The following is a 24089-nucleotide window of genomic DNA, read 5'->3' as shown; positions in this document are numbered from 1 at the left end:
CGTATCCCCTGGCACGACGAGATCAGGACAATCGCCTCGATGAACCCAGTATCGTTCGTCCAGGCCATGCTGGACACCGACGGCCCGTCGGACACCGCGAACAGTGCGATCGAGGATGTCATCGGCGAGGCCACCGACAAACTGGACGAAGCCGCCGCGGAGCGGAAAATACATCAACTGCTGGTCGAATGCGGGGCTCGAGGCCCCGAATGGGAACTGGTCGTCGACCGCATCGCGCGATACGCGAACGCAGTACTCGACGCTTGGCTACGAACCGGCGCGATATACGGCGAGCTGGGAAAGCGCCGCATCCGCGTCGAGGCGTCGGAGCGTCAGCGTATTCGCCTCGCCTTCAACAAGGACCTCCGCGACGAAATTCTCGCCACCACCGTCGTCAACGCCCTGGAGGCACTTCAGAAGGACATCCGCCACGGGACCGGCTGGGATCCCGGTAAGGGAGCGAAACTGACGACCTACTTCCTGCGCGGCTGTCTCTTCCACTTCAAAACCGCGTTCGAATGCCACCTCCGGTCCGAGCGCGCGAACCTCCAGAACCACGCCGGCCCTTCTGATCTCGACCCACTGAACGAACTCCACTACGACTCCCTCTGCGACACCGGTCTCGGAGCCGACCCGGCCGACCTTGTCAGCGAGCAGGATTCGATCAGACGACATCTCGCCCCGCTGAACGAGCAAGAACGTCAGATCGTCTATTGGCACACCGCCGGATACACACATGCCGAGATTGCGCAGCTTCTCGACACGACGGCCAAGGCCATCGAACGAAAGTGGGCCCGGCTCCGGGCCAAGCACCAGTGGATCGCCAACCTCTCCTCGAGGAGATCATGATGAACACCCGACACGACAGCACCGAGCCCGACCGGATCACCCGGATGCGTGCGCTGATCGAGCGGTCCTCTCTGGGAGAAGAAGGCGCTCGCAGACTCGCCCACCGGACCTCCCACGAGCAAGTCGACCGCATCGGTCAGCGACTCCAGTCCGCTGGCCCGCCCGACAGCAGCGCCGCGCTCCGAGAACCCCCTTCAACCCCGGCGAGTCCGGCCCCGCGCACCGCACGCCGCGCGGTAGATGTCCTGGAATTGCCGACAGTTCAACGGATCCTTGTTCCCGGCGACCGCGAGAAGACCTGGGCGCTGGTCACGAGGATGCAGGAATTTTTGAGCGCATACCCGGTAGGGCGTTTTGGCGCGTCGGGCTCGGCGATGGTCTTGGATGCCGTGGCCGCGATATCGGAGGCGTTGATCGAGGATCGAGACGCGCGTTCGGCCCTGCGCCTGATGCAGGCCGCCTGCCCGCATCTGCAACTGCTGGGCCGGCACGATCAGCGCGGATTCCGGGTTCGGCGTGCCTGGGCCGCGGCTCGGTCCGAACTCGGCCACTACCGAACGGCCGAACAACTGCTGCGTCGACTCGGAGAGGACGAACAGCGGGTCATGAACTTCGCCGAACCGTGGACCGAGATACATCTGCAGTGGACGTTCGTCCGCCGCGGTGATCTGCCGCAAGCCGCAGCGGGATTCCGGACACTGAGCACCAGACTTGCCCAACCACACGATATCGACATCGCGACACTGGGACATCTCGAATGCAGGTGGAACTGGGTGCGGGGGCAACAGGGACTCGTTGAGGAATCGGCGAAGGGCTACAGCAGAGTGATCGAGGGCCGGTCCGCTGTTCTGGGACCCGACGACCCCGAAACCCTCGATGCGAAGCAGTCGTTGGGTGCGATGTTCCAACTCAACGGCGAACTCGCGCATGCCATCTCCATCCTGGAGAGCCTGCTGGAGGACCGCAAGCGCGTACTGGGAGAAGCGCATCCCGACACGCTGGAGACCTCGAAGTACCTTTGTCTGGCTCGCTTTCGGACAGAGCCGCGCAACGACCGCGCCCTCGCCCGGACGATCGAGAACCTTCAGGACATCCTCCGCGCCCAGACCGAAAGCCACGGCGCCGGTCATCCGTTGACACTCGATACCGCCACGCGACTCCGCCAAGTCCAAACAGCCCCTGATGAGGCGAGCTCGGCCCCGCCCGAAACCGAACAAAGCCAAGTCCCCGTCTCCCCCGCCGGGGCGTAACCGTACCTCGATCACTTCGACATCCGCATTTCGGACGTCGAGGTGATCCTCTTCCTTCCGACGCCGACCGACTCTCGACAACGACAGCGAGGTAAGCAATGAAACTTGGAATGCTGACGGCCGCTCTGGGCCAGATGACTCTGGAACAGATCGCGTCATGGGCCCCCGACGCGGGCTATCAGACACTGGAGATAGCGGCCTGGCCGGTCGGCAGCGAGCACATCCACCAAGCCGCCCACCTGGACGTCGTCGGATTCGGCGGCGCCGACGCCGCCCGCGTCACCGACCTGATGGGCCGCCACGGGTTGAGCATCTCCGCGGTGACCTACTGCGACAACAACCTGCACCACGACCACGCCGAACGCGCCCGGATCCACCAGCACCTACGCGCCTGCATCGACGCGGCAGCAACCCTCGGTGTCCACCATGTCACCACCTTCATCGGCCGCGACGTCACACGGCCGGTCGCCGACAACCTCGAACTAGCCGAACAGCACCTGCCACCACTGATCCGGTACGCGGCCGAACGTGGTGTGAAACTGCTGGCCGAGAACTGCCCGATGGAGGGCTGGCACCCCGACGGATATCCGGGCAACCTCGCCTACTCCCCCGAATTGTGGGACTGGATGGCCGAACTCGGCTTCGGCCTTGCCTACGACCCGTCCCATCTTCCCTGGCTCGGCATCGACCCCATCGACGCCCTCGAACACGCCCTCCAAGCCGGAATCGTCGGCCACGTCCAGGCCAAGGACATCCAGATCGACCAGCGCGCCCGCACCCGCTACGGCATCTTCGGCAAAACAGTCACACGCACCTCGACCACCGATGTCGGATGGTGGCGGTACCGAGTCCCCGGCCGCGGCCAACTCGACTGGAACCGGATCATCGACACCCTCTACACGGCCGGATACGAAGGCGACGTCGCAGTCGAGCACGAAGACCCCGTCTGGGGCGGCACCCTCGACAAGACCCTCCAAGGCATGCACATCGCCGCGGATACCCTGCGCCCTCTCATCGTTACAGCTCGTCGGGTCCCGTTGGTCGACGAGTGAGTCGGAGTCCAGGAACACGAGCAGACGCGCCAGGCCCGGCAGAAGCCTCGCAATTCCAGGGCTGCAGCGGCATGTGGAGGAACACTCATATTTTGCCCTCGAGATCGGTGGAACCCGCTGATGCCGATCACCTTACGAGTCGTAAGGCTCAGCAAGGCCGCACATCTCGGCGTTGCGAACCTGTCCACGCCGAAACATCTTGTCGTCATGGGTGTCTCGTGGAGAATCTGCTCACGATCCACCCCCGACGGAGAGGCTCCACCACAGTGCGGGGTCCCCGTTGGACGAACCGGGTGGGTCAGGAAAATGCCTTGCGCTCGCGGCTCGACCCGTGCTCGGGTTGCGGTCATGACAGACACCGCCGATAACGCCGATCTGATCGATGACAATCGACGTCACTGGGACGAACGGGTTCCGATCCATGCGGCGGGCTCGTTCTACGACCTCGATGGTTTCCGTGCCGGGAACGAGTGCCTCGACCGGTTCCAACTCGACGAAGTCGGCGATGTCACCGATCTCGACCTGGCCCACCTGCAATGCCACATCGGTCTGGACACCTTGTCCTGGGCACGCCGCGGTGCGCGCGTCAGCGGCCTCGATTTCTCCGCAGCAGCCACCGCCACCGCCACCTCTCTCGCCGAGGAGATATGCCTCGCAGGCCGGGCACGTTTCGTCACCGCGGATATCTACGATGCCCCAGCGGTACTCGACGCACACGCATTCGATCTCGTCTATACCGGGATCGGCGCCCTGATGTGGCTGCCCGACATCGACCGCTGGGCACACACCGTCGCGAAACTACTCCGACCGGGTGGTCGGCTCTACGTGGCCGAATTCCATCCGATCACAGACACTCTCGACGACAGCACCGGGCTGACGGTGGTCAGCGACTACTTCGACCGTCGGCCGAACACCTACCACTCACCCGGCTCCTACGCAGACCCGCAAGCACCGACCGCCCACAACACCGCCACCGAATGGCACCACACTCTCGGCGACGTCATCAGCGCCATAGCCGCGGCAGGATTGCGCATCACGTTCCTCCACGAACACCACACCATTCCGTTCCGGCGTTACGAGGCACTCGTCACCGACGGAACCCACTTCCGCTACCCCGACCGAACTGCACGTATGCCGCTGATGTACTCCCTTTCCGCTACAGCCGACTGAGCCACAACGAGGTCTCGGCAGAAGCGGCGCGGAAAAACACCGTCTGAAAGGCAGATAGCCGAAGTATGTATTTCGCTTCGCCACTGCGATCCTGCTCGAGAACGCGTTCATTGTCGTCGGCAGAGGAGTGCACCTCTGGGGCCACCGGGTGGCGTCGTCCCACCGAGTCAGGTTCACTCCGGTCAGGTTCGCGCCACTCGGATTCGCCCGTAGAGAGCCGCGCCGGACAGATCGACCTCGGAAAAGTCCGCGGTGGTAGCGACCTGCCCGACCCGCCACCGGGTCCCGCCGCCGCTTGGAATGCTCTCCCCCCGGGGGTGTCTCGGCCGCCCTTCGCGTGACACATCGACAAGGTAGCCGATCATCGCGACCGTAGGTGCCGTGTCCGAGTCCCTCTCGCGGGCATGGAGCCCTATCTCGCCGAGCGCAGGCACGAAAGACCGAAGAACGCACCCGAATTGGGGGCTCTCGAGTGGTTGCCTCGGCGAAGCCTGTCCCGTTATCTGGTAGCAGGAGAGAAGGTCAGCGCCCGGTAACCCCGCCGGGTCTATCTGACCAGATCACCGCCCCGGCCTCCTCACGGCCTGTATCGCGACGACGGGAACACCGAGACGTTCCCAGACGGAGACTCCCCCATGACTGTCCTCGGCGACCGACGTCTGCTCACTCCCGCGCCTCTGCGCAGAATTCAGGTCGGTGATCTGACGATCACCTACGTACCCGACGGATCCACACCATTGGATGCTCGAAAGTGGTTCCCCGACAGCACCGAAGGGTTCTGGACCGACAACAGCGACTACCTCGTCGACGGGTCTCTCACCGCCAGCGTCGGCGGACTGTTCATCCAGCACAACGACCGGGCGATGCTGATCGACGCGGGATTCGGTCAGCCGTTCGGATTGACCGAAGTAGAAACCGCATTCGGTGTCCTTCGAGGCGGCGCGATGCCGGCCAATCTCACTGCCCTGGGAGTCGATCCGACCAGCATCGACACGGTCGCGATCACCCACCTGCATGCCGACCACATCGGCCTGCTCTGGCAAACCCCAGCCGGAATGAGCACACCACCATTGATCGACGCGAAAGTCGTTGTGTCTGCGTCTGACTGGGACCGCCACGATCTCGCCCACGAGCAAGGCACATTGGCCGCGATGCTCGAACCGTTCGCCGATCAGGTCGTCACCGTCGACGCGGGCGATGAAATCTTCCCGGGTGTGCGGGCACGCTCGCTGCCCGGACATACCCTCGGCCACCTCGGCTACGACATCGTCTCCCGCGGTGAACGCTTGATCGTCCTCGGCGACGCCATGCACTCCGACCTGCAGATCACCCACCCCGAACTGGCCTGCGCCGTCGACCACGACCGCGCACAAGCCGTCGAGACCAGACACCGGCTCATCGAAGAACTCCGGCAGCCCGCGACGCTGGGCTTCGGAGGTCACTTCGCCGACCGTCAGTTCGGCACCGTCGCCGACGAGGACGGCGTCGCACGATGGATTCCGGTCACGCACTGACTTCATCGCCGTCGAACAGGCCTGCGGCAGTCTTGGGGCTCGACACTGCGGGGAGGCCGAATCGATCGGGGGATTGTGATTCGAATGCGTTGGGGTAGAGGTCGTTCGATCATCGCCGCTGTCGCGTTCGTCCTGCTGCCCGGCTGCACGAACACCGTGGCCGGGCAGACGGTAGTCGCCGTTCGTGACGCCGACCAGATCATCGTGTTCAACCCGTCGAGATCGGGCTCGTCAATTCCGTCGTACCCGCTGACGAACTTCTCCACGCCGCCCAGGACCTGGACGGCCGGATCATCCGCCACGCGCCGACGGCGGTGGCAGCTTGCCTGCGCGCGGTCACCCGCGGCATCGATCTGCCGATCCACGAGGGTCTCGCGGTCGAGGCGGCGTGTTTCGCCGCCACGGTGCATACCGAGGGCGTACGCACAGTCCTGCGACGATTCCTCGCGCGCGAAACAATCCCCGCCCTGTCCGACGAATACCGTGCCGACGCGTCGAGGTGTTCAAAAGGCCACAACCGTCGGGACGCAGCGATATCCAGATCCCGGTGCCGACACTCTGGGTCGGCATCCTGCGGATCCTGGGTGCGGCGCCGGAATTCGACCCGCACTCACGTGAGGATGCTGGAGTCCGGCTTCCTCGGCCCCACTTCCTCGAGTTCCGCGATCATGTCCCCCGCCTGAGCGTCACGCCGGATGATCTCGCCCAGTCGCGCCGCTGCCGCCGAGTACTGCGGATTCGCCAACAGACGCTGCACCGCCGCGGCGATCTTGGCCGGAGACGCGTTGCGAGACAACGTCGTTCCGGCGCCGCGCAGGCTGATTCGGATCGCGTTGTCGGCCTGGTCCCGGCCGTGCGGGAGCGCCAGCACCGGGACACCCGCGGCGAGTGCCCGGACGGCGGTGCCGTGACCGGCGTGCGTGATGACCGCGCTCGCGTGCGAGAGAACCTGTGAATGTGGCGCCACCGCAACGACTTCGACGTTGTCGGGGGCCTTCAGAGCAGTGGGATCGATGGCGGGTCCCGTGGTGACGTACCCGCGAACCGGCAGCTCCGCGAGTGCGTCGATAGCCCGTTGCAGGCAACTCGCCTGATCCTGAAATGTCGACGACAGGGCCACCAAGACCAGTGGCCCGTCCCCTGCGGGCGGCGACCAGGTATCGGTCGTCGCCCATGCCGGATCATCGAGGACGGCGCCGACATACCGGACGTGCGCGGGCATCCGCGCGGGAAAGTCGAACTCCGCCGAGGTAAGGACGAGATGCTTCCTGGCCGAGTGCACCTGATCGAAGAATTCCTCGACCGGCGGCAGCCCGTACGAGCTCCGCAGCGAGTTCAATTCCGGCACACCCTTGTTCCACTGCCGGAGCACCATCGTCCGGAGGGCCAGATCGCGCAGCCTGGTGATCGGTCCATTCGCGGGACGCAGGCCGAGGCCCGAGGGCGGCATTCCCGGTACCGGGAGCAGGTACGTGTTCGGAAAGGCACGTCGAACGGCACGCCGCGCGCCTGCGCCGCCACCATCGCACCGATGGCGAAGAACGAGCAGACCGCGAGGTCGGGATTCACCGCGTCCAAGGCCTCGGTCATATCCTGCGCGTATCCCGGTGCGGGACCGGCGAACTGCTGATCGAGGAGCATGCGGAACAACTCGAACGGATTGGCGCACTCCCAATCCCGGTAGCGAACGTCCTCGGGCCGACACGAGGCGCTGTTGGGGGCCGCGCGCCAAGCCCGATAGGTGGCCCCCGTGGCGTGCACGTCCGATGCCATCGACTCGTCGGCGAGCACCGTCACACGATGTCCGCGCTCGACGAGGCGGCGCACCATGCCGAGTTCGGGAGGGACGGTGCCGCCCCCGTCGACGAGAGCGAACAGGTATGTGCGAGAGTTCATTTCGGGGTTCCCCTCAGTACGCCTACCACCAGGTCGGCCATGGTCTTCTCGGTCTCGGCGCGGTCGCGTCCGAGGTCTCGTCGGAGCAGCTTCCACACGTATACGTCGGTCGCCGCATGCAGTGCGTCGAGTACGTGCTCGCGCTCCGGTGACTCCGTGGGCAGGCGGTCGCCGAACATCGCCGCCAGCCACTTCCGGTGTCCGGCCCGCGCCACATCCATCTGGGCGGCCAACTCGGGGAAACGGTCCCCCGACATCGCCCAGCGCACGTTGGCATCGCCGATGCGCTCGTACTCGGTGACCAGGGCGGCGAGCGCGCCACCGATGTCACCCGGGGATGCGGCGTTGCGCGCGTTGTCGGTCTGTGTCGCCAGCGCCTCAGCGACCCCGAGCACCACTCCCGCTTTGGACTCGAAGTGGTTGAGCACCGTCTGATGTGACACCCCGGACGCCTTGGCGACGGCCGCGAGGGTCACATCCTCGAATGCCTTCTCGAGGAAGAGTTCCTGTGCGGCAGCGAGGATTCGAGCTCGGGTGGCTATGGCGTTCTCCGCCCGGCCGGATTGGTTGTAAGCACGTGTCGTTTTCATTTGACTGCCACTCAATCATCTACTTGAGTGGCAGTCAAGCGAAATTTGACCGGCCTGACCTCCCATCGGCGAGTCGGAGCAGAACCGCCGCAGACCAGAGTCGAGAACGAGCGGGGCCACAGCGTCGCCGAATCGCCCGCGAACAGCGGTCGTTCGTTTGTTCGGTGCCGGGCTGTAGCGCTCGGGGACGTCCCCTCGTCCGGAGCGCTACAGCGCGTCCGCTACCCGAGGCCTCGGTGGCGGGTGAATGTCACGCGCGCACGCGGACCGGGACGGTGGCCCAGCCCGCGACGCTGGTTTCGCGCGTTCTGGTCAGTCCCGCGCGGTCCACCTCGAATTCGGGCATGAAGTCGAGCAGGGCGTCGAGGGCGATGCGCCCTTCGAGTCGGGCCAGCGCGGCACCGAGGCAGCTGTGGATTCCGTAGCCGAGGCCGAGGTTGTGTCCGCCGAAGCGTCGGGTGATGTCGAAGCGGTCGGCCCCGTCGAAGGCACGTTCGTCGCGGTTCGCCGAGGCGAGCAGCATGAGCACGGCGCTGCCGCGTGGAATTTTCTGATCGTGGATGTCGACGTCGCGCAGGGTGTAGCGCATGTCGTATTGCACCAGGCCTTCGTAGCGAAGCAATTCCTCGAAGGCGCCGGGGATTTTCGTGCGGTCGGCGCGCAGGGCCTGCCACTGGTCCTGATGTTCGGCGAAGATCACCGCGGCGCTGGCGATCACCTTCGCGACGGTCTCGGCGCCCGCACCGGCGAGCAGCGACGCGAAACCGAGTATTTCGCGATCGCTGAGCATGGTGGTCGTGCCGTCCTCGCGTTCGACTTCCACCTGGGTCAGTCGCGAGATCATGTCGTCCTGCGGGCTGGCCCGACGTTCGAGGATGAGCTGATGATAGAACCTGGTCGCGGCGGCGATCGCCTCACGCGATTCCGCTGTCGGCGCTGCGGTGCCGTCGGATCGCTCCATCGGGCCGCGTGCCATTGCCGCAGTTGTTGTCTGCGCTCGGGCGGAACACCGAGCATGGTGGTGATGACCTCGATCGGGAACGCTGTCGCTCCAAAGAACGACTGCTGTCCGCGTTCGGCAGCTACGAGCTGGCAAAGATCCAATCGGATCTCGAAGCCGCGACAGAGGGCTTGACGGGGGCGGCGCGCTTGGACGCGGTACTCGCCTTCATCGTGCGGTTCCAATCCCAGGGCACGTACTCGCTGAGTCGGTTGGTCGAGGTCGACTACGTCCTCGACGAGGTCGCTCGGGTGCTGCCGATCATGCGTCGATTTATCGAGAAACTTCTCGACGGTGACGACGCACCTGTGGTCGCCGCGACCATTGTGCGAGTCGCGGTTTCACCCTATTTGATCGAGGGCGACGACAAGGTGAGTTTCCTCGATCAGTTGCGGCACGCGGCAGGCATAACGCCTGACTCCGGACCATGAGTCTTGCCGAGGACTCGACCACGAGGCGGTTCTGCGCCGGGCCGCTGCTCGCCACGCGCGATGGGGCCGATCCCGGGTAAGCGCCGGACGGGTCAGGGTCCCGCCGTGGCCGAGGATCGACATCCGAGTCAGCGACGGGGACAGCACCGATGCACCGTTGTCGCCGGTAGGCGTGTGCTCACCGTCATTTCAGCAGCGTTGCCTCGGACGAATGCGGCAACGAACGTCGCTCCCGGATATCGCGGGACCGCCCGGAGTGAGCCGGATTACCGGCGCATTCTGACAGCCGCTCGCTTATGCTCGCCGGCATGCCATGCTGCCAGACGACGTCCGACGGCCGAACCCGGTGAAAGCCGTTGTGTACGACCGCTACGGTGGGCCGGAGGTGCTGTCGACGGCCGAGATTCCGATACCGTCACCGGGACATGAGCAGGTACTCGTCAAGGTTCACGCCACCTCGATCAACCTTTCGGACTGGGAATGTCTCCAGGGGACACCGCTGTATTCGCGCATCGGAGGACTGCGGACGCCCGCGCGGCAAGTTCTCGGATCCGACATCGCCGGAACCGTGGAAGCCGTCGGCTCCGGTGTCACCCGGTTTCAGCCCGGCGATGAGGTCTACGGCGACAATCTCGGCCTCAAAGGAGGTTTCGCCGAATACGCCGTAGCTCCCGAATCCGTGCTTGCGCTCAAGCCGGACTCGCTGACATTCGCGCAGGCATCGACATTGCCACAAGCCGCCGCGATCGCGCTACAGGGCATTGCCGGCGCCGGTGCGAGCACATCGATTCTGATCAACGGTGCCGGTGGCGGGTCGGGATCGTTCGCGATCCAACTCGCCAAACGCGCCGGTGCCCACGTGACCGCGGTGGACAATGCCTCCAAACTGGAATTCATGCGCACGCTCGGCGCGGACGAGGTGATCGACTACCGCGCACGGGATTACACCCGCTCCGGGCCCTACGACATCGTGCTCGATCTCGTCGCGCACCGTTCGGTGTTCGCCTATCGCAGGGCCCTCGTTCGCGGCGGCCGGTACCGCAGCGTCGGAGGCACAACCCGCGCACTACTGCGAATTGCCACGGTCGGCGCACTCACCGGAGTGGTCACCGGCCGCCGTATCGGTGTGCTCGCGGTCAAGCTGGGACCCACGCACTTCACCCCGCTCGCCGAACAGCACACCGCCGGGCGACTCGACATCCACATCGACCGCCGCTTCACACTCGAAGACGCGCCCGAGGCATTGGCCTACGTCGGCGAGGGACACGCTCTCGGCAAAGTGGTGGTGGTGAACGCTCCCCCACGGCGCGGTTGACCACGTGGCCGTTCTCGCGGACTTTCAACACCGGCACATCTGCGGCGACGAAGGCGTAGGGCCCGCATCGAGTGGGCGGGCGCGGAATGCTTCGACCGCGCCGCCGAGGTCGGCGGACATGATCGAGACCTGGGACTTGGAAGGTTTTGTCGCACCATGTGATTCGACCAGCTTCTCCATCCGGCGGGTCGAGACACCGAGTGGACAGCAGATCGCCACCGAGGTCAGCGCTCGTCGGGCGATCCTGGTAGCAGTGCCGCTGGACGACGGTATCCGCCCGACCGAGCAATCGCTCCGCTGACCGAATATCAGTCCGCACGTGCGGGTTTCACCGACCGATCGCGGCCGGGCAACCGGCTGAACCGATAGCGGGAAACTGCCACTCACACACCCTTGCGCTATACGTATACATCTACATATAGTTAGCGTGACAGTGACGCGACCAACTACAGTTGCGTCGAGACCGGATGCCGCGGACAGACCCGACGTCGGCGCTCGTACGAAATGCCGTCATATGCATTCGTCGACGGGATGAGCGCCGCGCCCCGAGTGGGCGCGCGCCGGATCGCGGCATCCGACCGAAGTACTCGGAAAGGACTCTTCCCCAACCATGTTCGCTCGCCTGGGGCGCCTGGTCGTCCACCATCCCTGGAAAGTGATCGGCCTGTGGGTCGTCGCCATCATCGCCGTCGTGGCCGCCGCCCCGACCCTGACCTCCACCACCGACCAATCCGCCTTCCTGCCCTCGCATTACGAATCCATTCGCGCGCTCGAGTTGCAGGAGAAGGCATTTCCGCAGGAATCCGCCGCGGCCGCGCTGGTGGTCTTCGTCCGCGAGGACGGCGCGCAACTGAGCGAGGCCGACACCGCGAAGGTCGCCGCGGTGAGCGCGGCACTCGATGAGGCGAAGGTCGAGGGCGTCACCGGCATCCATCCGACCCCGCCCTCGGACAACCGCCTGGTCCAGATCGTGGCCGTGCAGATGGTCAAACAGACCAGCGCCTCCGACACCACCCGCAGCGACGCGGTGAAGGAACTCCGCGAGAAGTTGCAGGACCAGGTCGGTGACGGCGATCTGAAGGCCGGTATCACCGGCCAGGCAGCGCAGACCCTGGACCAGACCGAATCGGGCGAGAAGGGGCTGGCGATCGTCGCCGTCGCCACCATCCTGCTGATCCTGGTTCTGCTGCTGGTCATCTTCCGCAGTCCGGTGATCGCGCTGCTACCCATCATCGTCATCGGCGCGGTGTCGAGCACCGTGAACAGCCTGATCGCCGTGGTGGCCAAGGCATTCGACCTCGAGATCGACACCTCGGTGAATTCCATTCTGCTGGTGGTGCTGTTCGGCGTCGGCACCGACTACATCCTGTTCCTGATGTTCCGGTACCGGGAATTGCTGCGTGGCGGTGAGGATCCCAAGTCCGCCATGATCGGCGCCGTCGCCAAGGTCGGCGAGGCCATCACCTCCGCGGCGGCCGCGGTGATCATCGCGTTCATGGCGCTGGTGCTGTCGAGTCTGGGCATGTTCCGTGCGCTGGGGCCGGCACTGGCCATCGCTGTCGCGGTCGCGCTGATCGCGGGTCTCACGCTGGTCCCGGCGATCGTGTCGCTGCTGGGCACCAAGGTGTTCTGGCCGTCGAAGGCATGGCGGGCCGAGCCGAAGGGCGCCCGCTTCGCCGCCGTCGGCGCGGCAATGGGACGGCGACCGGCCGCTTTCGCGGCGATCTCCGGCGGACTACTCGTGGTCCTCGGCATCTTCGCGCTCGGGTTCAATCCGACCTTCGACCTGACCTCCGGCTCGACCTCGGACGCTTCCGAATCCGTCGTCTACAACCGCGAACTGCTGAAAGGCCTGCCCGCGGGCGCCACCCAGCCCTCGGATGTGCTGCTGCGATCCGAGAACGGCGCGCTGACGGCCGATCAACTCGCCACCTACCGGGCCGCGCTCGGACAGGTCGACGGCGTCGGCCAGGTGGGACAGCCGCAACTGTCCACCGACGGCACCATCGCGAATTTCCAGGTGACCCTCAGCGACGCACCGGAATCCGATGCCGCGCTGGACACCGTCGCGGGTCCGCTACGCGACGTCGCGCACGCCTCGGCTCCGCAGGGCACCACCGCGGTGGTGGGCGGTATCACGTCGATATTCGTCGACTTCAAGGACGCCATGAATCGCGACTACTCCATCGTCTTCCCCGTGGCGGCCGTCCTGATCATGATCGTGCTCGGTCTGCTGCTGCGCAGCCTGGTCGCGCCCTGGTACCTGATGGTCTCGGTGTTCCTCGGATTCGCCGCGACGCTCGGCGCGACGGTGCTGGTTTTCCAGCACATCCAAGGCGATTCGGGCCTCATCTTCACCCTGCCGCTGATCATGTACCTGTTCGTGGTGGCGCTCGGCACCGACTACAACATCCTCATGGTCGCCCGGCTTCGTGAGGAGGCGCGCGAGGGCAACAGTCCACGCGAGTCGGCGGCGCTCGCGGTCCGGCACACCGGACCGACGGTGGCGGCGGCGGGCGTCATCCTCGCGGGCACCTTCGCCTCGATGATGCTGGCGGGCAACAGCACCCTGGCCCAGATGGGTTTCGCGATCTCGGTCGGCATCGCCATCGCCGCGTTCGTCATGGCGATGTTCTTCACCCCGGCGATCACCGCCCTGATCGGTGCGCGCGCGTGGTGGCCGGGGCATGGTGACCGGAGGAACTCGGGTCCGCGCGGTGAATCCCGGCATGTGGGAACGCCGCCCGTCGATACGGTGGATCAGGCGGGTGACACCGCCGTCCGGCGCGGATAGGGCACAACACCGGAGGGTGCGTTCCCGATCGGGGACGCACCCTCCGTCGCTTCCAGCTCATCGATGCGGGCGAGGCACTTCGGAGCCGAGCACAGTGAGTTGTCATCCGATGGCACTGTGTCGCGTCATCGGTTCCCGTTCGGGTGGAACCGATCTCGTGCGTTCGTGATCACCGTGTCGTTTGCCCGGAATCCGCGATCCCGGCGAGGACGCGGCGCAAGCCGTAGGAGAACTGTTCGGCCGGGCTCAGGTCGACGGCTTCGGTCATGCGCGAAACCCGGGGATACGCACCGCTTTCGATGACCTTGCGCATGTAAGGGGCGACCGCGGCGCGCCACTGTTCCTCGGTCTGACCGGTGCGCCGTTGAGTCTGCTTCTCCGCGAGTTCACGCATGACCGCGCCGCGCACGAAGTCCCTGATCAGTCCGACGGCTGAAGCCGCGTCGGCGATATCGGAGGTGAGCGGGGCAGCCGCGGTGAGGGCGTGTTCCAGTCCGCGCAGCCAGTTCGGGCCGAGCAGTGGCCGGGTGGCCAGCAGCGGGGCGAGCCAGGTGTGGCGAAGCCACAGCGCGCGCTCGTGGTGGGCGTACGCGTCGAGGTCGGCGCGCCAGTCTCCGGTCAGCGGCGCGTGGTCGTCGTGCACCGCGTCGGCCATGAGATCGAGTAGGTCGTCGCGGCTGTCCACGTAGCGGTAGAGCGTGGTCGTGCCGGTCGACAACTCGGCCGCGACGCGGCGCATCGACAGCGCGTCGAGTCCCTCGGCGTCGGCGATGACGACCGAGGCGTCCACGATGCGTTCCACGCTCAGCGCCTGCCTTTTCGGCTGGTACGGCTCACGTTCCCAGATAAGCGGCATGTTGCAGAGTCTACCTAATCGGGTACAGTGTTCCCATGCATGGGAACACTGTACCCACAGATGTATTGATCGCCGGCGGCGGATCGGTCGGGCTGATGCTCGCGGTGCTACTGCGCCACCACGGCATCGAGCCCCTGATCGTCGAGGAGAAGCCGGAGCTCTCGCCCCACCCCCGCGCCACCGGCATCGGGTCACGGTCGGTGGAGATCCTGCGCGAGGTCGGCCTGGATCACGCCGTCAACGAGGCCGCGGTCGACTTGCGGGCAGGCAAGATCCGAGGACGCACGCTCGCCGAGGCCGACTTCACCGACACGCAGTGGAAGACGGAAAACGCGGGCGAGCTCACCTACACACCGGCCCGGATCCGCGGCACCTGCGCACAGAACCGGCTCGACCGCGTACTGATCACCGAGGCCGGACACGTGGAGTTCGGCGTCGCGCTCGACTCGTTCGAACAGGACTCCGACGGCGTCACGGCGACCCTGTCGGACGGGCGTGCCGTGCGGGCGCGCTACCTGGTGGCGGCCGACGGGGTGCGCAGCCGGATTCGACAGATCCTCGGCACCGGCCTCACCGGCCCCGGCGTGATCGGGCACGAGACCGCCAGCATTCTGTTCGACGCCGATCTGCGTCCGCGCACGCCGTTCGCCATGTGCAATATCGAACATCCGGACGCGACCGGGCTGCTGGTGACCGTCGACGGCGCACGCGAGTGGGTGTTCCTCACCCGTCTCGACACCGAGCCGACTCCCGAACTCATCCGCACCGCGGTCGGCGACCCGTCGATCGAGGTGGAGATCCGCAGTGTGATGCGGTTCCGAGGACGCGGCCAGGTGGCCGATCGGCTCTCCGTCGGGCGGGTCTTCCTGGTGGGCGACGCGGCGCACGCGATCCCCCCACTGGGCGCGTTCGGATTGAACACCGGCATCGCCGACGCGCACAATCTGGCATGGAAGCTCGCGCACGTGCTGCGTGGCGACGCCGAGCCCGAACTGCTCGAGACCTATCACGCCGAACGCCATCCGGTGGCCCTCATGACGATGGAACAGGCGCACCTGCGGTTCAACGATCCCTCCCTGCACTGGGGCAAGGACATGGCAGAGGCACGCAGGGCAGCGGGGGCGATCAACGCGCCGGTGGTGCACATGGGCTACCGGTACGGCGGCGCGGAGCTCCCCTCCACCGAGGACGTCACCCTCGACCTCGACGGATCGCCGGGGTCGCGCCTGCCGCACATGTGGGTGAGCGACGGTGTCTCGACGCTGGATCTCGTCGGATCACAGTGGTGTGTACTCACGGCCGATCCCGTTGTGAGAACCGATATTCCGGTACATGTCGTGGATGGTTGGCCGTACGGGACGGTGCTGGTCCGCCCCGACGGTTTCGTGAGCCGTTCGTACGGTTAGCACACCCGGCGCCGACACAGCCCACGCGGTTGGTCGATACAGTCGCGCGATGATCGACGTATCGGCGATCCGATGATGCCCACTGCGTTCGAGGACATGGAACTCGACGGCGACAAGTCGAGTGTGCCCGCGAAGGCCGCGCATGTACTTCGCTGGATGTGTTCCAGGAGGTCCGGAGAGTGATTCCCGAACGGGCGTGCCCGACTACTGATGTCGAGCGGCGTGAGCATTTCGAGCGCGCGTTGGCCGAAGCCCAGCGTGGCAGGGTTCCGACCGGACTCGTTCTTGCCCTCGAAGTCGTGGAGGCGCTGCAAAGCATCAAGGCTGCCGGGCCGAATGCACCGAAAGAGCTGCTGGCACAGGCCCGGTCGCTGTTCGATGACCAGTTGAGCGGCGAACTTCAGGGCGCCTTCCGAGAACGGATGCGTCACCGCCGCGAAGCAGGCGGAATCCGGCCAGATTCAGGATCCCGCTAGAGATTGATCTCGACGAGCCATATGGATGGGAGCGGACAACCTCGATCACGTCGGCGGTTAGTCCAGGGTGTGGTCGGTCCGCCTCGTATGGAGGGTGGCTCGGCGTGCGGCGGCGCGGGCGCTGCGACGTTCACGGCTGTCCGCGGTGCGGCGACTGTTCGATTCCCTCGGCGCCCGAATCGCTTCCGGGGTCTCGGATCGGTCTGGCCCACGGAGACGATCCAGCACCCAGTACACGGGGGTGGCGACCGCTTCCCACAGGAACCACGCGAGTACCAACAGGAGGAAGCCTGCGGCGACGAGCAGCCGTGGGTCGATCCCGAACGCGAACTCTCCCAGAATCTTCAGGCCGAACATACCGATTTCCCCCCGAGACGGGCGCGGTCGCGCCGCGCCGATGACAACCAGGGGATGTTACAGCCATCTCGCCCGGACGGCCCGCCGTGGTAGGCGGGCACGTTTCGCGACGGCACGGCGATCGAGTAGCACCTGCCGACATCAAAGAATCGGCCGTGATGTTCCGCCCGGCCGAATGCGGACAGGGTCTGCCGTCCCTACATCGGTGCCTGGAAACCGCCGATCTTCTGTTCGAGCAGTTCGGCCAGCCGTAACAGGGTGCGGTCCTCGAACATCGGACCGATCAGCTGCACCCCCACCGGCAGCCCTTCGGGAGACCGGCCCGCGGGGATGGCGGTGGCGGGTAGGCCGGGCATGGTCGCCAGACCGGCCAAGGCGAGCTGGTCGAAGTACGGGTGCTCGACGCCGTCGATGTCGATGTGTCGGCTCTCCAGAGCGCCGTTGTGGTCGTGCGGGAAGGCGGGAGTGGGCGTGATGGGGCACACCACGACATCGAACTCGGCGAAGAGCTGCCGCCAGCCGTGGCGGTGGAGTTCGCGACGGTTGTTCGCCTCGACCCAGTCGCGGTGGCTGAGCACCATGCCGCGCAGCCGTGCCGCATCCAGGCTCCGGTCGTCCGTGCTCAGGGCGGCGGCGCGGGTGCGTAGCTGTTCGTACACGTCGACGGAAATACCCGCGGCGGCGTGCGACAGCACCAGCAGCATGTAGAGCGTCGCCGCTTCGGTCTGATCGGGCAGCAGCGGACTGCGCCGTTCGACGCGGGCGCCCTCGTCGACGAGCGCCTCGGCCACCCGGTTCACGCCCGCCCGCACCGCCGATCCGGTCGGAATGAGCGGATGGTCCTCGATGATCAGGACACGGAAGTCCGACAATCGCTCGTGGCGCGCGGGCGGCAGGTCGAGGTGGTAGGCGACGCCGCGGGTCAGCAAGTCCGGTCCGGCCATCACGTCGAGCAGCAGCGTGAGGTCGCGGGCGGTGCGCGCCATCGGTCCGACGACAGCGAGGTCGAGGTCGGTCGGCAAGCCCGGTGCGGGCGGCGCGACCATGCCGCGGGTCGGCGCCAGACCGAGTGTCGGCTTGTGCGCGTAGACGCCGCAGAAATGCGCGGGGGTGCGCAGTGAACCGGCGAGGTCGGAGCCGATGGACAGCGCGCCGAACCCGGAGGCAAGGGCCGCCGCCGAACCGCCGGACGACCCACCCGACGTGCGAGTGTGGTCCCACGGATTGTTGGTGGTGCCGTAGATCTCGTTGAAGCTCTGGATATCTCGCAGCATCAACGGCACATTGGTCTTACCGAGGATCACCGCACCGGCGGCCTTCAGCCTCGACACCTGTACCGCGTCCTCGGTCGGCACGTGGTCCGCGTGTTGCGGCATGCCCCAGGTCGTAGGCAGCCCGGCCATGTTGTAGGACTCCTTGACCGTCACCGGAATACCGAGCAGCGGCTGATCCTCACCGCGGGCGAGCGCTTGGTCGGCACGACGGGCGGCGTCCCGCGCACGGTCGAAGTCCGGTACACAGATCGCGTTGATCACCTTGTCGTCGCGCTCGATGCGGGCGATCGCCTCGTCGGTCAGTTCCAGCGAGGTCACCTCACCGGCACGCAAAGCCGCCGAAAGCTCCTCGGCCGATCGAAGATTCCACTCCATGAATTCGACGCTACTAGCGTGCCGCGGAGGCCATGAAATGTGGCTTCGCACAACGGGAAAGTCGAGCAGTCCACCTGCATCGGTGAAGTCACGCACTCGTTCTGCCATCGAAGGCCGCTGACGGAGCCATGCACACGACACCGGCCGACACGCATGGATCGGGCATGTGCGGATGGCCTGCTCGTCACACCTCGACGAGGTCATCGCTATCGTGAACGACAAGGCTGGCACCCGGTCGCGACCGGACCCACCTGGCAGAGTCGACTCGCGAAGCGGAAAGAACGGCGTCGGATCATGGCAGAAGACCTGACCGTGACCCGAGCGCTGGTGATACCCGCGCCCGAGTTGCGCGAGCGGTTCTCCCGGTCGTCCGGTCCCGGCGGACAGCACGTCAACACCACCGACAGCCGGGTAGAGCTGTCGTTCGACCTCGCCAACTCCCCCTCGGTGCCGGAACTGCTGCGCACCCGGATGCTCGAGCGCCTGGGCACCCGCCTGGTCAACGGGGTACTCACGATCGCCGCATCCGAGCACCGCGCACAACTACAGAACCGCGCGGCCGCCCGCGAACGCCTGGCCTCGCTACTGCGTGACGCCGCTGCCGCCCCGCCACCTGTCCGCCGCGCCACCAAGCCCTCGCGCGGCGCGAAGGAACGACGCATCTCAGCGAAGAAGCGGCGCGGCGTCACCAAACGCAACCGCCGCATCTCCCCCGACGACTGACCCGACAGAAGTGCCCTCCACCGCCGGCCGACGACGGGCCGGAACCCTTCGCCGCTGCGGGCCAGCAGCGACGAATTGTCGATCAGTGTGACGCGGGTGGGATGCTCTGCTCGTACTGAAAGACGTTGTGGGGGTCGTACTTCGCCTTGATCCCACGCAGCCGCTCGAAGTGCGGGCTCCCCCAGTAGGCGGTCGCCCACCCCTGCATTCCGACGTTCGGCACGTTGACGTAGGCGCCGTCCACGTAGGGCCGCAGCGCCTGACTGAACTCGGCGGTCCATGCCTGGGCCTGTGCGGTCAGCGGGTCGCCGACGCCCGGCTGTGTGGAACGAGTCCCCCAGGCCGCGCCGATCTCGCCGTAGAAGAGCGCGTCGCGGTGCGCGAACGCGGTGCCGCCGGGGGGCTCCCGCCCGATCGCCCCACCGAAGGCATCGACGAAGTAGTTGCTCTCCTCGGTCGGAGCGTTTCGCATGAAGTCGCCGATGATGTCGATCGCCTCCTTCGGGAACGTCGCTTTGACGAACTGCGAGAAGAACTTCCAGTTCGCGGGCTCTTGGTCGAGCGGGGCCTGGGCTGCCGCGAAGAAGTCGCCCCAGTTACCGACCCGCACCGTGACATCGGGCGTGCCGGCCGACAGGATGGGAGCCAGCATCTCCGTGGCCTGGGCCGCTGTCCCGTCCGCGAGCCACGCGGACAGCAGGATCTGGGACTTGCGGATCTCGAGTTCGGATCCCAGACGGCTGTCGGCGGACGGCACCGTACGCTGCCACGCATCGAAGACCCCGTACAGGTCCCCGAGTTCGTCCCATGTCGCCTGCACATAGGCGAGATGCTCGAGCGGATGCACTTTGTAGGTGAGTTGTGTGACGATCCCGAAGTTGCCGTTTCCCGCCCCGCGAAGTGCCCAGAGCAGGTCCGAGTTGTGCTGCGAGTCCGCGTTGATCACCTCGGCGCAGTCGTGACCCGACGCGACGACGACCTCGGCCGCCAGCAGGCTGTCACAGGCCATGCCGAGCCAGCGGTTGAGGGGCCCGAGGCCACCGCCGAGCGTCGCGCCACACAGGCTCACGCTGCCCTCGCTCCCGGTGGTGACCGCGAAATTCTGCTTCGCGAGCGTCGTCACCGCTTCCAGTTGGGTCAGTCCGGCGCCGACCGTCGCGGTATGGGCGTCAGGGTCGATCTGCACCGATTTCAGCTGGCTGACGTCGATCACGAGGCCGTTGTCGATGTTCGACCAGCCTTCGAGGGCGTGGCGGCCGCTCCGCACCCGCAGCGCGATGTCGTGCTGCCGCGCCCACGTCAGGGCGTTCACCACGTCCTGGGTTTCCTGCGCGAAGACGATGGCCAGCGGGTAGTGAGAAAAGAGCTGGTCCCAGCCGAGTCGCGCATCGGTGTACGACGCGTCATCCGGGCGGACGATGTGGCCGGTGAGCGTCGCGGGCGGGCATCCCGGGCTGCTACTCGGGTTGTCCGCGGGCATAATGCCCGGGGCGCTCGCGTCCGCGACATCCGGCGTGTCCGCGGCCGCGAGGCCCGACACAACGACGGCTCCGGCGCCGGCAGCCGCCGACGCCCGCAACAGGTCACGGCGAGAAAGATCGCTCAAGGTCCAGATCCTCTCGATCGGGCTACGCCGGTACCCGGCCGCCGAGGGACTCTTTACCCTCCAGCCGCCGGGTGATCCTTGGTTGTCGACTCCCGCACGATAACGGGGTGACGTGGCGGCGCGTCCCGACACGCCAATCGAGGACGATGACGAGACCCGAACGAGGTTCACGGCGGTGTCGGCGTCGACCGCTGCCCGCGTCCACCGGTTCCGGCTCGGCGACCGGTGCGGCGGACGCGCGAGGCAGGAGCAGCAGGGCAGCCACCGCGGCGCAGCCGACGATCACGGCGGCGACGGCGAACGCCGTGTTGTAGCCGGTGACCGTGGCCCTCGCCACGCCGCTGGCATCGACCCTGATGGTCGACCGACTCGCCACCGAATGGAGCAGCTTCGCACGCACTTTCGCGAAGGAATTCGACTGCCGAATCGACTTCGCGCATGTCGACGACGTCGACGCGGCTTACATCCTGGACACCTGCGCCGAGGGCGGCCCGGTATTCCTCACCGCCACCGACATGGCCGATCCGTCCGACCCGCGCCTGCACAGCATCGAACTCGTCGACCCGATGCCCGCCTACCCGTGGTCGCTCATCTGGCGGGCCGACGAGGCGGACAAGCGGATACTCGCGGCGATCCGCACCCTGCGCACACTCAGCGACACGCACCTGCACGGCTACTCCCCCGGGCTCCGACGACGTCCACCTGAACCAGCTGCTGCTACCGGTATAGATCTGCGACCATGCGCCGACCGTTGAGCCTCCATGATCACCCGGGTGTCGGCTGTGCGAGGGTGTCCGCGGCGGGACCGGCGACGATGGCGGGTGCTCGACCGATGAGGGAGTCGTCGGTGAGGGCTTCGACCATGAACAGGGCGAAGTCGACGCGGCGGGTCAGGTTCGAGGCCAGGGCCGGGTCGCCGACATGGTCGCGCCAGATCGGAAGTCCTTGGCTCGGGCCTTCTTCCAGGTCGCTGCCGCGTACCACGGTCCAGCGGGTGTCACTGGCGAAGATCAGATCACACGCGCGCACCTGGTCGTTCAGGTCGGCGACGCGAACGATCCTGGCGAGCGATCCGAACACCGCGACGAACGCGCGGAGTCTGCGGGTGTAGCGATCCTGCCCGTCGAGGGTGATGTGCCAGCCGCACGAGAACACGAGCCGAGCGTCTCGGCGGGCGTGGTCGAGTACCGCTCGCGCGGTCCCCGAGGAATAGTCGCGCATTCCCCACGGGACGAGCACGGTCAGCACGCCGTCGCAGCCCTCGACCGCGTCGGCGATCACGGCCGGGTCGTCGGTCTGGCCGGGCACGATCCTGATCCGGTCGGCGAATCGGTCGAGTTTGGCGACACTGCGTTCCCGGCAGACGCCCACGACGTCGTAGCCACGGGTGAGGGCGTGTTCGATCATGTACTGCCCGAGGCTCCGACGATGCAGACCCGCATCGGTCGGGTGTTTTCGCTGTGAGTGTTCCGGTCCGCTGTCATGGCTCCCACTTCTCCGATCTCCCTTACGTCATAAGGGAGCCTTACGAGATAAGCTAGCCTCAATCTTTCGTGGGGCTGACGTGCTGGCCTGAGCGGGTTCGGATTGGTATTTCGATCGTAGTTTCCCGATTGTGGGTGCGGCAGTCAGCCCGCGCAGCGGGCTGACTGCCGGGTTCCACGGACCTCGGGAGGGTTGGTTTCCTTGGTTGTCGGGACGGTGGAATGGCTGGTCATCCTGGTTGCAGGCGTGCCGCGGCGGTGGTGAGTAGTTCGGTGAAGGGTGCGTGGCGGGCGAGGTGGAGTCGGGTTCTGCGGGCGTGACGGGCGATGCGTCCGGCGGCGGAGAACACGCGTAGCCGTAGGGTTTTGGGTTCCCAGCGGCGTGCGTGGTGGTCGTGGAGGGCAAGGGTTTGCATCCATGTGGTCAGGTCAAGGGCGAGCGCGATGAGTGCGAGCCAGATGCGGTTGGCGTCGAAGGAGTGGAACGGCAGATTCCGTAGTCCGGTGTCCTTGGCGGCGCGTATGCGGTCCTCGCAGCGGGCGCGGCGGCGGTGGCGCAGTTCCAGATCGGGGAGTTGACCTCGGCGGGTATTGGTCACGAACGCGGTCAACCTGAGTCCGTCACGGTCGGTGAACCGCAGTTGGGCACCGGGATGGGGGCGTTCCTTCCGCACGATCAGCCGCATGCCCGGTGGCCATCCGGACAGGTCGGTGAGGCCGGTGACTTCCACGACCCAGGCGCCGGGCCGGACCTGGCCGTCGGCATCGTAGGCCGGGGTCCAGTCACGGTCGGTGAGGTGGGTGTCCATGGCTTCGACGATGTCGTCGGTGAGGGTGAACCCGATCGAGTATTGCAGTCGGCGGCGGTGGCAGTAGTCGAGGAACTCATGGGTTCCACCACCGGAATCGGTGCGCACCAATACCTTCCGTCCGACCCGCCATGAAGGCTGCCATGGCATTTGGGCGAGGGCGTCGGACAGGACTCGCTTGTGGTCTGCGGCGGTATTGGAACCGGCGTTGCCCGGGCGCAGCATTACCGCGGCGGGTTCCCCGGTCCCGTCCGGGCCGTGGTCGATGAACGACCACAGTGAATGGAACCCGAAGCCACGTTTGAATGTCGGTGCCGCACCCTGCTTCTCCGAGTGCGAGTCGGTCAGGGTGGCATCGAGATCGATGATCAACGGAGTATCGATGCCGATCCGGTGATCGGGGGCGTCGGATCCGGCCAGGGTCCAGGCTCGGGCGCGAGCGTCGGCACGGGCCGAAGCGATAGCAGCCAACACTTTCGGCGCCTCGGCCGCCAGAGTGGAGATCGTGCGCGACACGGTCGGGTCCGAGGCCACCGAACCGAACACCCCCGGTTCGGCCCTCAACAACGCCAGATCCGCGGCGCAATCACCACCGATCGCGAGGCAGACCGCCAGATCGAGCACGATCTTGCCGGGATCGTGGATAGTCATCGACTTGCGCCACGGCCTCAACTTTTCCGATAAACCGCCGGTCAACCCGATCTTCTCGGCAGTGCGCAGCAGTAGCGTCGCACCTGCGTGTGACACCACGCCCGAACCTTCACCATCGATACCCAGCCGCGGATACGGCGATATAGACTCACTCACCAGAAAGGTGCTCCAGACCCTCGAGAAATTCAACTGTCGCAAGTCGAATTATCGC

The 24089-nt window shown here is 66.3% G+C and carries 24 protein-coding genes and 1 pseudogene; 13 read left to right on the top strand and 12 right to left on the bottom strand.

Translation table 11 applies throughout. The features are described 5' to 3' along the window. The first annotated feature begins 39 nt into the window (after positions 1 to 39). The 6 genes from OG225_RS11965 (at position 40) to OG225_RS11940 (ending at position 6518) form a co-directional block, all read left to right on the top strand. Positions 40 to 849 carry an ECF-type sigma factor gene (locus OG225_RS11965; RefSeq protein ID WP_405181737.1) on the top strand — a complete coding sequence of 270 codons (810 nt, stop codon included), beginning with the start codon at positions 40 to 42 and terminating at the stop codon, positions 847 to 849. Beyond that, on the top strand, positions 846 to 2099 hold the full coding sequence (locus tag OG225_RS11960) for a hypothetical protein (RefSeq protein ID WP_405181736.1): 1254 nt from the start codon (positions 846 to 848) through the stop codon (positions 2097 to 2099). The genes OG225_RS11965 and OG225_RS11960 overlap by 4 nt, the downstream gene beginning before the upstream one ends. A 98-nt stretch (positions 2100 to 2197) precedes the next feature. Then, positions 2198 to 3151, top strand: coding sequence for a sugar phosphate isomerase/epimerase family protein (locus OG225_RS11955; protein WP_405181735.1), 954 nt, complete (start codon positions 2198 to 2200; stop codon positions 3149 to 3151). 348 nt (positions 3152 to 3499) lie between these two features. Beyond that, positions 3500 to 4321 (top strand): class I SAM-dependent methyltransferase, encoded by an 822-nt coding sequence (locus tag OG225_RS11950; protein WP_405181734.1) that lies wholly within the window; start codon positions 3500 to 3502, stop codon positions 4319 to 4321. 635 nt (positions 4322 to 4956) lie between these two features. Continuing rightward, positions 4957 to 5835 carry an MBL fold metallo-hydrolase gene (locus OG225_RS11945; protein ID WP_405181733.1) on the top strand — a complete coding sequence of 293 codons (879 nt, stop codon included), beginning with the start codon at positions 4957 to 4959 and terminating at the stop codon, positions 5833 to 5835. A gap of 221 nt (positions 5836 to 6056) precedes the next feature. Further along, entirely contained in the window at positions 6057 to 6518 is a 462-nt protein-coding gene (locus tag OG225_RS11940) for an enoyl-CoA hydratase-related protein (protein ID WP_405183240.1), read from the top strand. Here the strand turns inward: OG225_RS11940 and OG225_RS11935 are convergent. The 4 genes from OG225_RS11935 to OG225_RS11920 form a co-directional block, all read right to left on the bottom strand. Then, positions 6446 to 7210: a glycosyltransferase gene (locus OG225_RS11935; RefSeq protein ID WP_405181732.1), complete on the bottom strand. Its 765-nt coding sequence runs from the start codon at positions 7208 to 7210 to the stop codon at positions 6446 to 6448. The genes OG225_RS11940 and OG225_RS11935 overlap by 73 nt on opposite strands. Continuing rightward, positions 7171 to 7731, bottom strand: a complete 561-nt coding sequence (locus OG225_RS11930; protein WP_405181731.1) for a hypothetical protein — start codon at positions 7729 to 7731, stop codon at positions 7171 to 7173. Before OG225_RS11930 ends, OG225_RS11935 begins: the two co-directional genes overlap by 40 nt. Continuing rightward, on the bottom strand, positions 7728 to 8321 hold the full coding sequence (locus OG225_RS11925) for a TetR/AcrR family transcriptional regulator (RefSeq protein ID WP_405181730.1): 594 nt from the start codon (positions 8319 to 8321) through the stop codon (positions 7728 to 7730). The genes OG225_RS11930 and OG225_RS11925 overlap by 4 nt, the downstream gene beginning before the upstream one ends. A 250-nt stretch (positions 8322 to 8571) precedes the next feature. Next, on the bottom strand, positions 8572 to 9297 hold the full coding sequence (locus OG225_RS11920) for a cytochrome P450 (protein WP_405181729.1): 726 nt from the start codon (positions 9295 to 9297) through the stop codon (positions 8572 to 8574). On the opposite strand from OG225_RS11920, the gene OG225_RS11915 reads away from it, so the two are divergent. Together OG225_RS11915 and OG225_RS11910 are read left to right on the top strand one after the other, a co-directional pair. Then, entirely contained in the window at positions 9291 to 9752 is a 462-nt protein-coding gene (locus OG225_RS11915) for a hypothetical protein (RefSeq protein WP_405181728.1), read from the top strand. The two genes, OG225_RS11920 and OG225_RS11915, sit on opposite strands and share 7 nt — an antisense overlap. A gap of 346 nt (positions 9753 to 10098) precedes the next feature. Next, positions 10099 to 11067, top strand: a complete 969-nt coding sequence (locus OG225_RS11910; RefSeq protein WP_405181727.1) for an NAD(P)-dependent alcohol dehydrogenase — start codon at positions 10099 to 10101, stop codon at positions 11065 to 11067. Here the strand turns inward: OG225_RS11910 and OG225_RS11905 are convergent. Beyond that, positions 11066 to 11307, bottom strand: a pseudogene (locus OG225_RS11905) (transposase); the annotation flags it as partial. The gene OG225_RS11910 and the pseudogene OG225_RS11905 overlap by 2 nt on opposite strands. Before the next feature lie 370 nt (positions 11308 to 11677). Between OG225_RS11905 and OG225_RS11900 the strand changes: the two are divergent. After that, complete coding sequence (locus tag OG225_RS11900) at positions 11678 to 13861, top strand: MMPL family transporter (protein WP_405181726.1); 2184 nt, start codon at positions 11678 to 11680, stop codon at positions 13859 to 13861. A 169-nt stretch (positions 13862 to 14030) separates the two neighbouring features. Here the strand turns inward: OG225_RS11900 and OG225_RS11895 are convergent, their stop codons facing one another. Next, positions 14031 to 14717, bottom strand: a complete 687-nt coding sequence (locus OG225_RS11895; RefSeq protein WP_405181725.1) for a TetR/AcrR family transcriptional regulator — start codon at positions 14715 to 14717, stop codon at positions 14031 to 14033. A 35-nt stretch (positions 14718 to 14752) separates the two neighbouring features. On the opposite strand from OG225_RS11895, the gene OG225_RS11890 reads away from it, so the two are divergent. Then, positions 14753 to 16123: an FAD-dependent monooxygenase gene (locus OG225_RS11890; protein ID WP_405181724.1), complete on the top strand. Its 1371-nt coding sequence runs from the start codon at positions 14753 to 14755 to the stop codon at positions 16121 to 16123. Between the two features lie 179 nt (positions 16124 to 16302). After that, the gene (locus OG225_RS11885; RefSeq protein ID WP_405181723.1) at positions 16303 to 16599 is read left to right on the top strand and encodes a hypothetical protein; all 297 of its coding nucleotides are present in this window, start codon (positions 16303 to 16305) and stop codon (positions 16597 to 16599) included. Between the two features lie 57 nt (positions 16600 to 16656). On the opposite strand, the gene OG225_RS11880 is transcribed toward OG225_RS11885, so the two are convergent. Continuing rightward, positions 16657 to 16956 (bottom strand): hypothetical protein, encoded by a 300-nt coding sequence (locus OG225_RS11880; protein ID WP_405181722.1) that lies wholly within the window; start codon positions 16954 to 16956, stop codon positions 16657 to 16659. A 197-nt stretch (positions 16957 to 17153) separates the two neighbouring features. Continuing rightward, on the bottom strand, positions 17154 to 18605 hold the full coding sequence (locus OG225_RS11875) for an amidase (RefSeq protein ID WP_405181721.1): 1452 nt from the start codon (positions 18603 to 18605) through the stop codon (positions 17154 to 17156). 294 nt (positions 18606 to 18899) lie between these two features. Here OG225_RS11875 and arfB point away from each other — a divergent pair, with 294 nt between their 5' ends. Further along, complete coding sequence (gene arfB, locus OG225_RS11870) at positions 18900 to 19328, top strand: alternative ribosome rescue aminoacyl-tRNA hydrolase ArfB (RefSeq protein ID WP_405181720.1); 429 nt, start codon at positions 18900 to 18902, stop codon at positions 19326 to 19328. Positions 19329 to 19410: 82 nt separating this feature from the next. Here the strand turns inward: arfB and OG225_RS11865 are convergent, their stop codons facing one another. Both OG225_RS11865 and OG225_RS11860 read right to left on the bottom strand, forming a co-directional pair. Next, on the bottom strand, positions 19411 to 20868 hold the full coding sequence (locus tag OG225_RS11865) for an FAD-binding oxidoreductase (protein WP_405181719.1): 1458 nt from the start codon (positions 20866 to 20868) through the stop codon (positions 19411 to 19413). Between the two features lie 88 nt (positions 20869 to 20956). After that, positions 20957 to 21271, bottom strand: a complete 315-nt coding sequence (locus OG225_RS11860) for a hypothetical protein (RefSeq protein ID WP_405181718.1) — start codon at positions 21269 to 21271, stop codon at positions 20957 to 20959. Here OG225_RS11860 and OG225_RS11855 point away from each other — a divergent pair. Then, a complete protein-coding gene (locus OG225_RS11855; RefSeq protein WP_405181717.1) occupies positions 21258 to 21689 on the top strand; it encodes a hypothetical protein in 432 nt (143 codons plus the stop codon). The two genes, OG225_RS11860 and OG225_RS11855, sit on opposite strands and share 14 nt — an antisense overlap. 10 nt (positions 21690 to 21699) lie before the next feature. On the opposite strand, the gene OG225_RS11850 is transcribed toward OG225_RS11855, so the two are convergent. After that, positions 21700 to 22341, bottom strand: coding sequence for an NAD(P)H-binding protein (locus OG225_RS11850; RefSeq protein WP_405181716.1), 642 nt, complete (start codon positions 22339 to 22341; stop codon positions 21700 to 21702). A 307-nt stretch (positions 22342 to 22648) separates the two neighbouring features. Continuing rightward, on the bottom strand, positions 22649 to 24034 hold the full coding sequence (locus OG225_RS11845) for an IS1380 family transposase (RefSeq protein WP_405181495.1): 1386 nt from the start codon (positions 24032 to 24034) through the stop codon (positions 22649 to 22651). Positions 24035 to 24089 lie beyond the last annotated feature (55 nt).

Origin of the sequence: Nocardia sp. NBC_01377, assembly GCF_045040005.1 — a bacterium.
GTDB lineage: Bacteria > Actinomycetota > Actinomycetes > Mycobacteriales > Mycobacteriaceae > Nocardia > Nocardia noduli.
The sequence above is the reverse complement of the archived record's forward strand: the minus strand, read 5'-3'. Positions and strand labels throughout refer to the sequence as shown.

Bases quoted from the DNA above. Each gene is read 5' to 3' on its own strand.
- OG225_RS11965 (WP_405181737.1), top strand. From the start codon at position 40: ATGAACCCAGTATCGTTCGTCCAGGCCATGCTGGACACCGACGGCCCG.
- OG225_RS11960 (WP_405181736.1), top strand. From the start codon at position 846: ATGATGAACACCCGACACGACAGCACCGAGCCCGACCGGATCACCCGG.
- OG225_RS11955 (WP_405181735.1), top strand. From the start codon at position 2,198: ATGAAACTTGGAATGCTGACGGCCGCTCTGGGCCAGATGACTCTGGAA.
- OG225_RS11950 (WP_405181734.1), top strand. From the start codon at position 3,500: ATGACAGACACCGCCGATAACGCCGATCTGATCGATGACAATCGACGT.
- OG225_RS11945 (WP_405181733.1), top strand. From the start codon at position 4,957: ATGACTGTCCTCGGCGACCGACGTCTGCTCACTCCCGCGCCTCTGCGC.
- OG225_RS11935 (WP_405181732.1), bottom strand. From the start codon at position 7,210: ATGGTGCTCCGGCAGTGGAACAAGGGTGTGCCGGAATTGAACTCGCTG.
- OG225_RS11930 (WP_405181731.1), bottom strand. From the start codon at position 7,731: ATGAACTCTCGCACATACCTGTTCGCTCTCGTCGACGGGGGCGGCACC.
- OG225_RS11925 (WP_405181730.1), bottom strand. From the start codon at position 8,321: ATGAAAACGACACGTGCTTACAACCAATCCGGCCGGGCGGAGAACGCC.
- OG225_RS11920 (WP_405181729.1), bottom strand. From the start codon at position 9,297: ATGGCACGCGGCCCGATGGAGCGATCCGACGGCACCGCAGCGCCGACA.
- OG225_RS11900 (WP_405181726.1), top strand. From the start codon at position 11,678: ATGTTCGCTCGCCTGGGGCGCCTGGTCGTCCACCATCCCTGGAAAGTG.
- OG225_RS11895 (WP_405181725.1), bottom strand. From the start codon at position 14,717: ATGCCGCTTATCTGGGAACGTGAGCCGTACCAGCCGAAAAGGCAGGCG.
- OG225_RS11890 (WP_405181724.1), top strand. From the start codon at position 14,753: ATGCATGGGAACACTGTACCCACAGATGTATTGATCGCCGGCGGCGGA.
- OG225_RS11880 (WP_405181722.1), bottom strand. From the start codon at position 16,956: ATGTTCGGCCTGAAGATTCTGGGAGAGTTCGCGTTCGGGATCGACCCA.
- OG225_RS11875 (WP_405181721.1), bottom strand. From the start codon at position 18,605: ATGGAGTGGAATCTTCGATCGGCCGAGGAGCTTTCGGCGGCTTTGCGT.
- arfB (WP_405181720.1), top strand. From the start codon at position 18,900: ATGGCAGAAGACCTGACCGTGACCCGAGCGCTGGTGATACCCGCGCCC.
- OG225_RS11850 (WP_405181716.1), bottom strand. From the start codon at position 22,341: ATGATCGAACACGCCCTCACCCGTGGCTACGACGTCGTGGGCGTCTGC.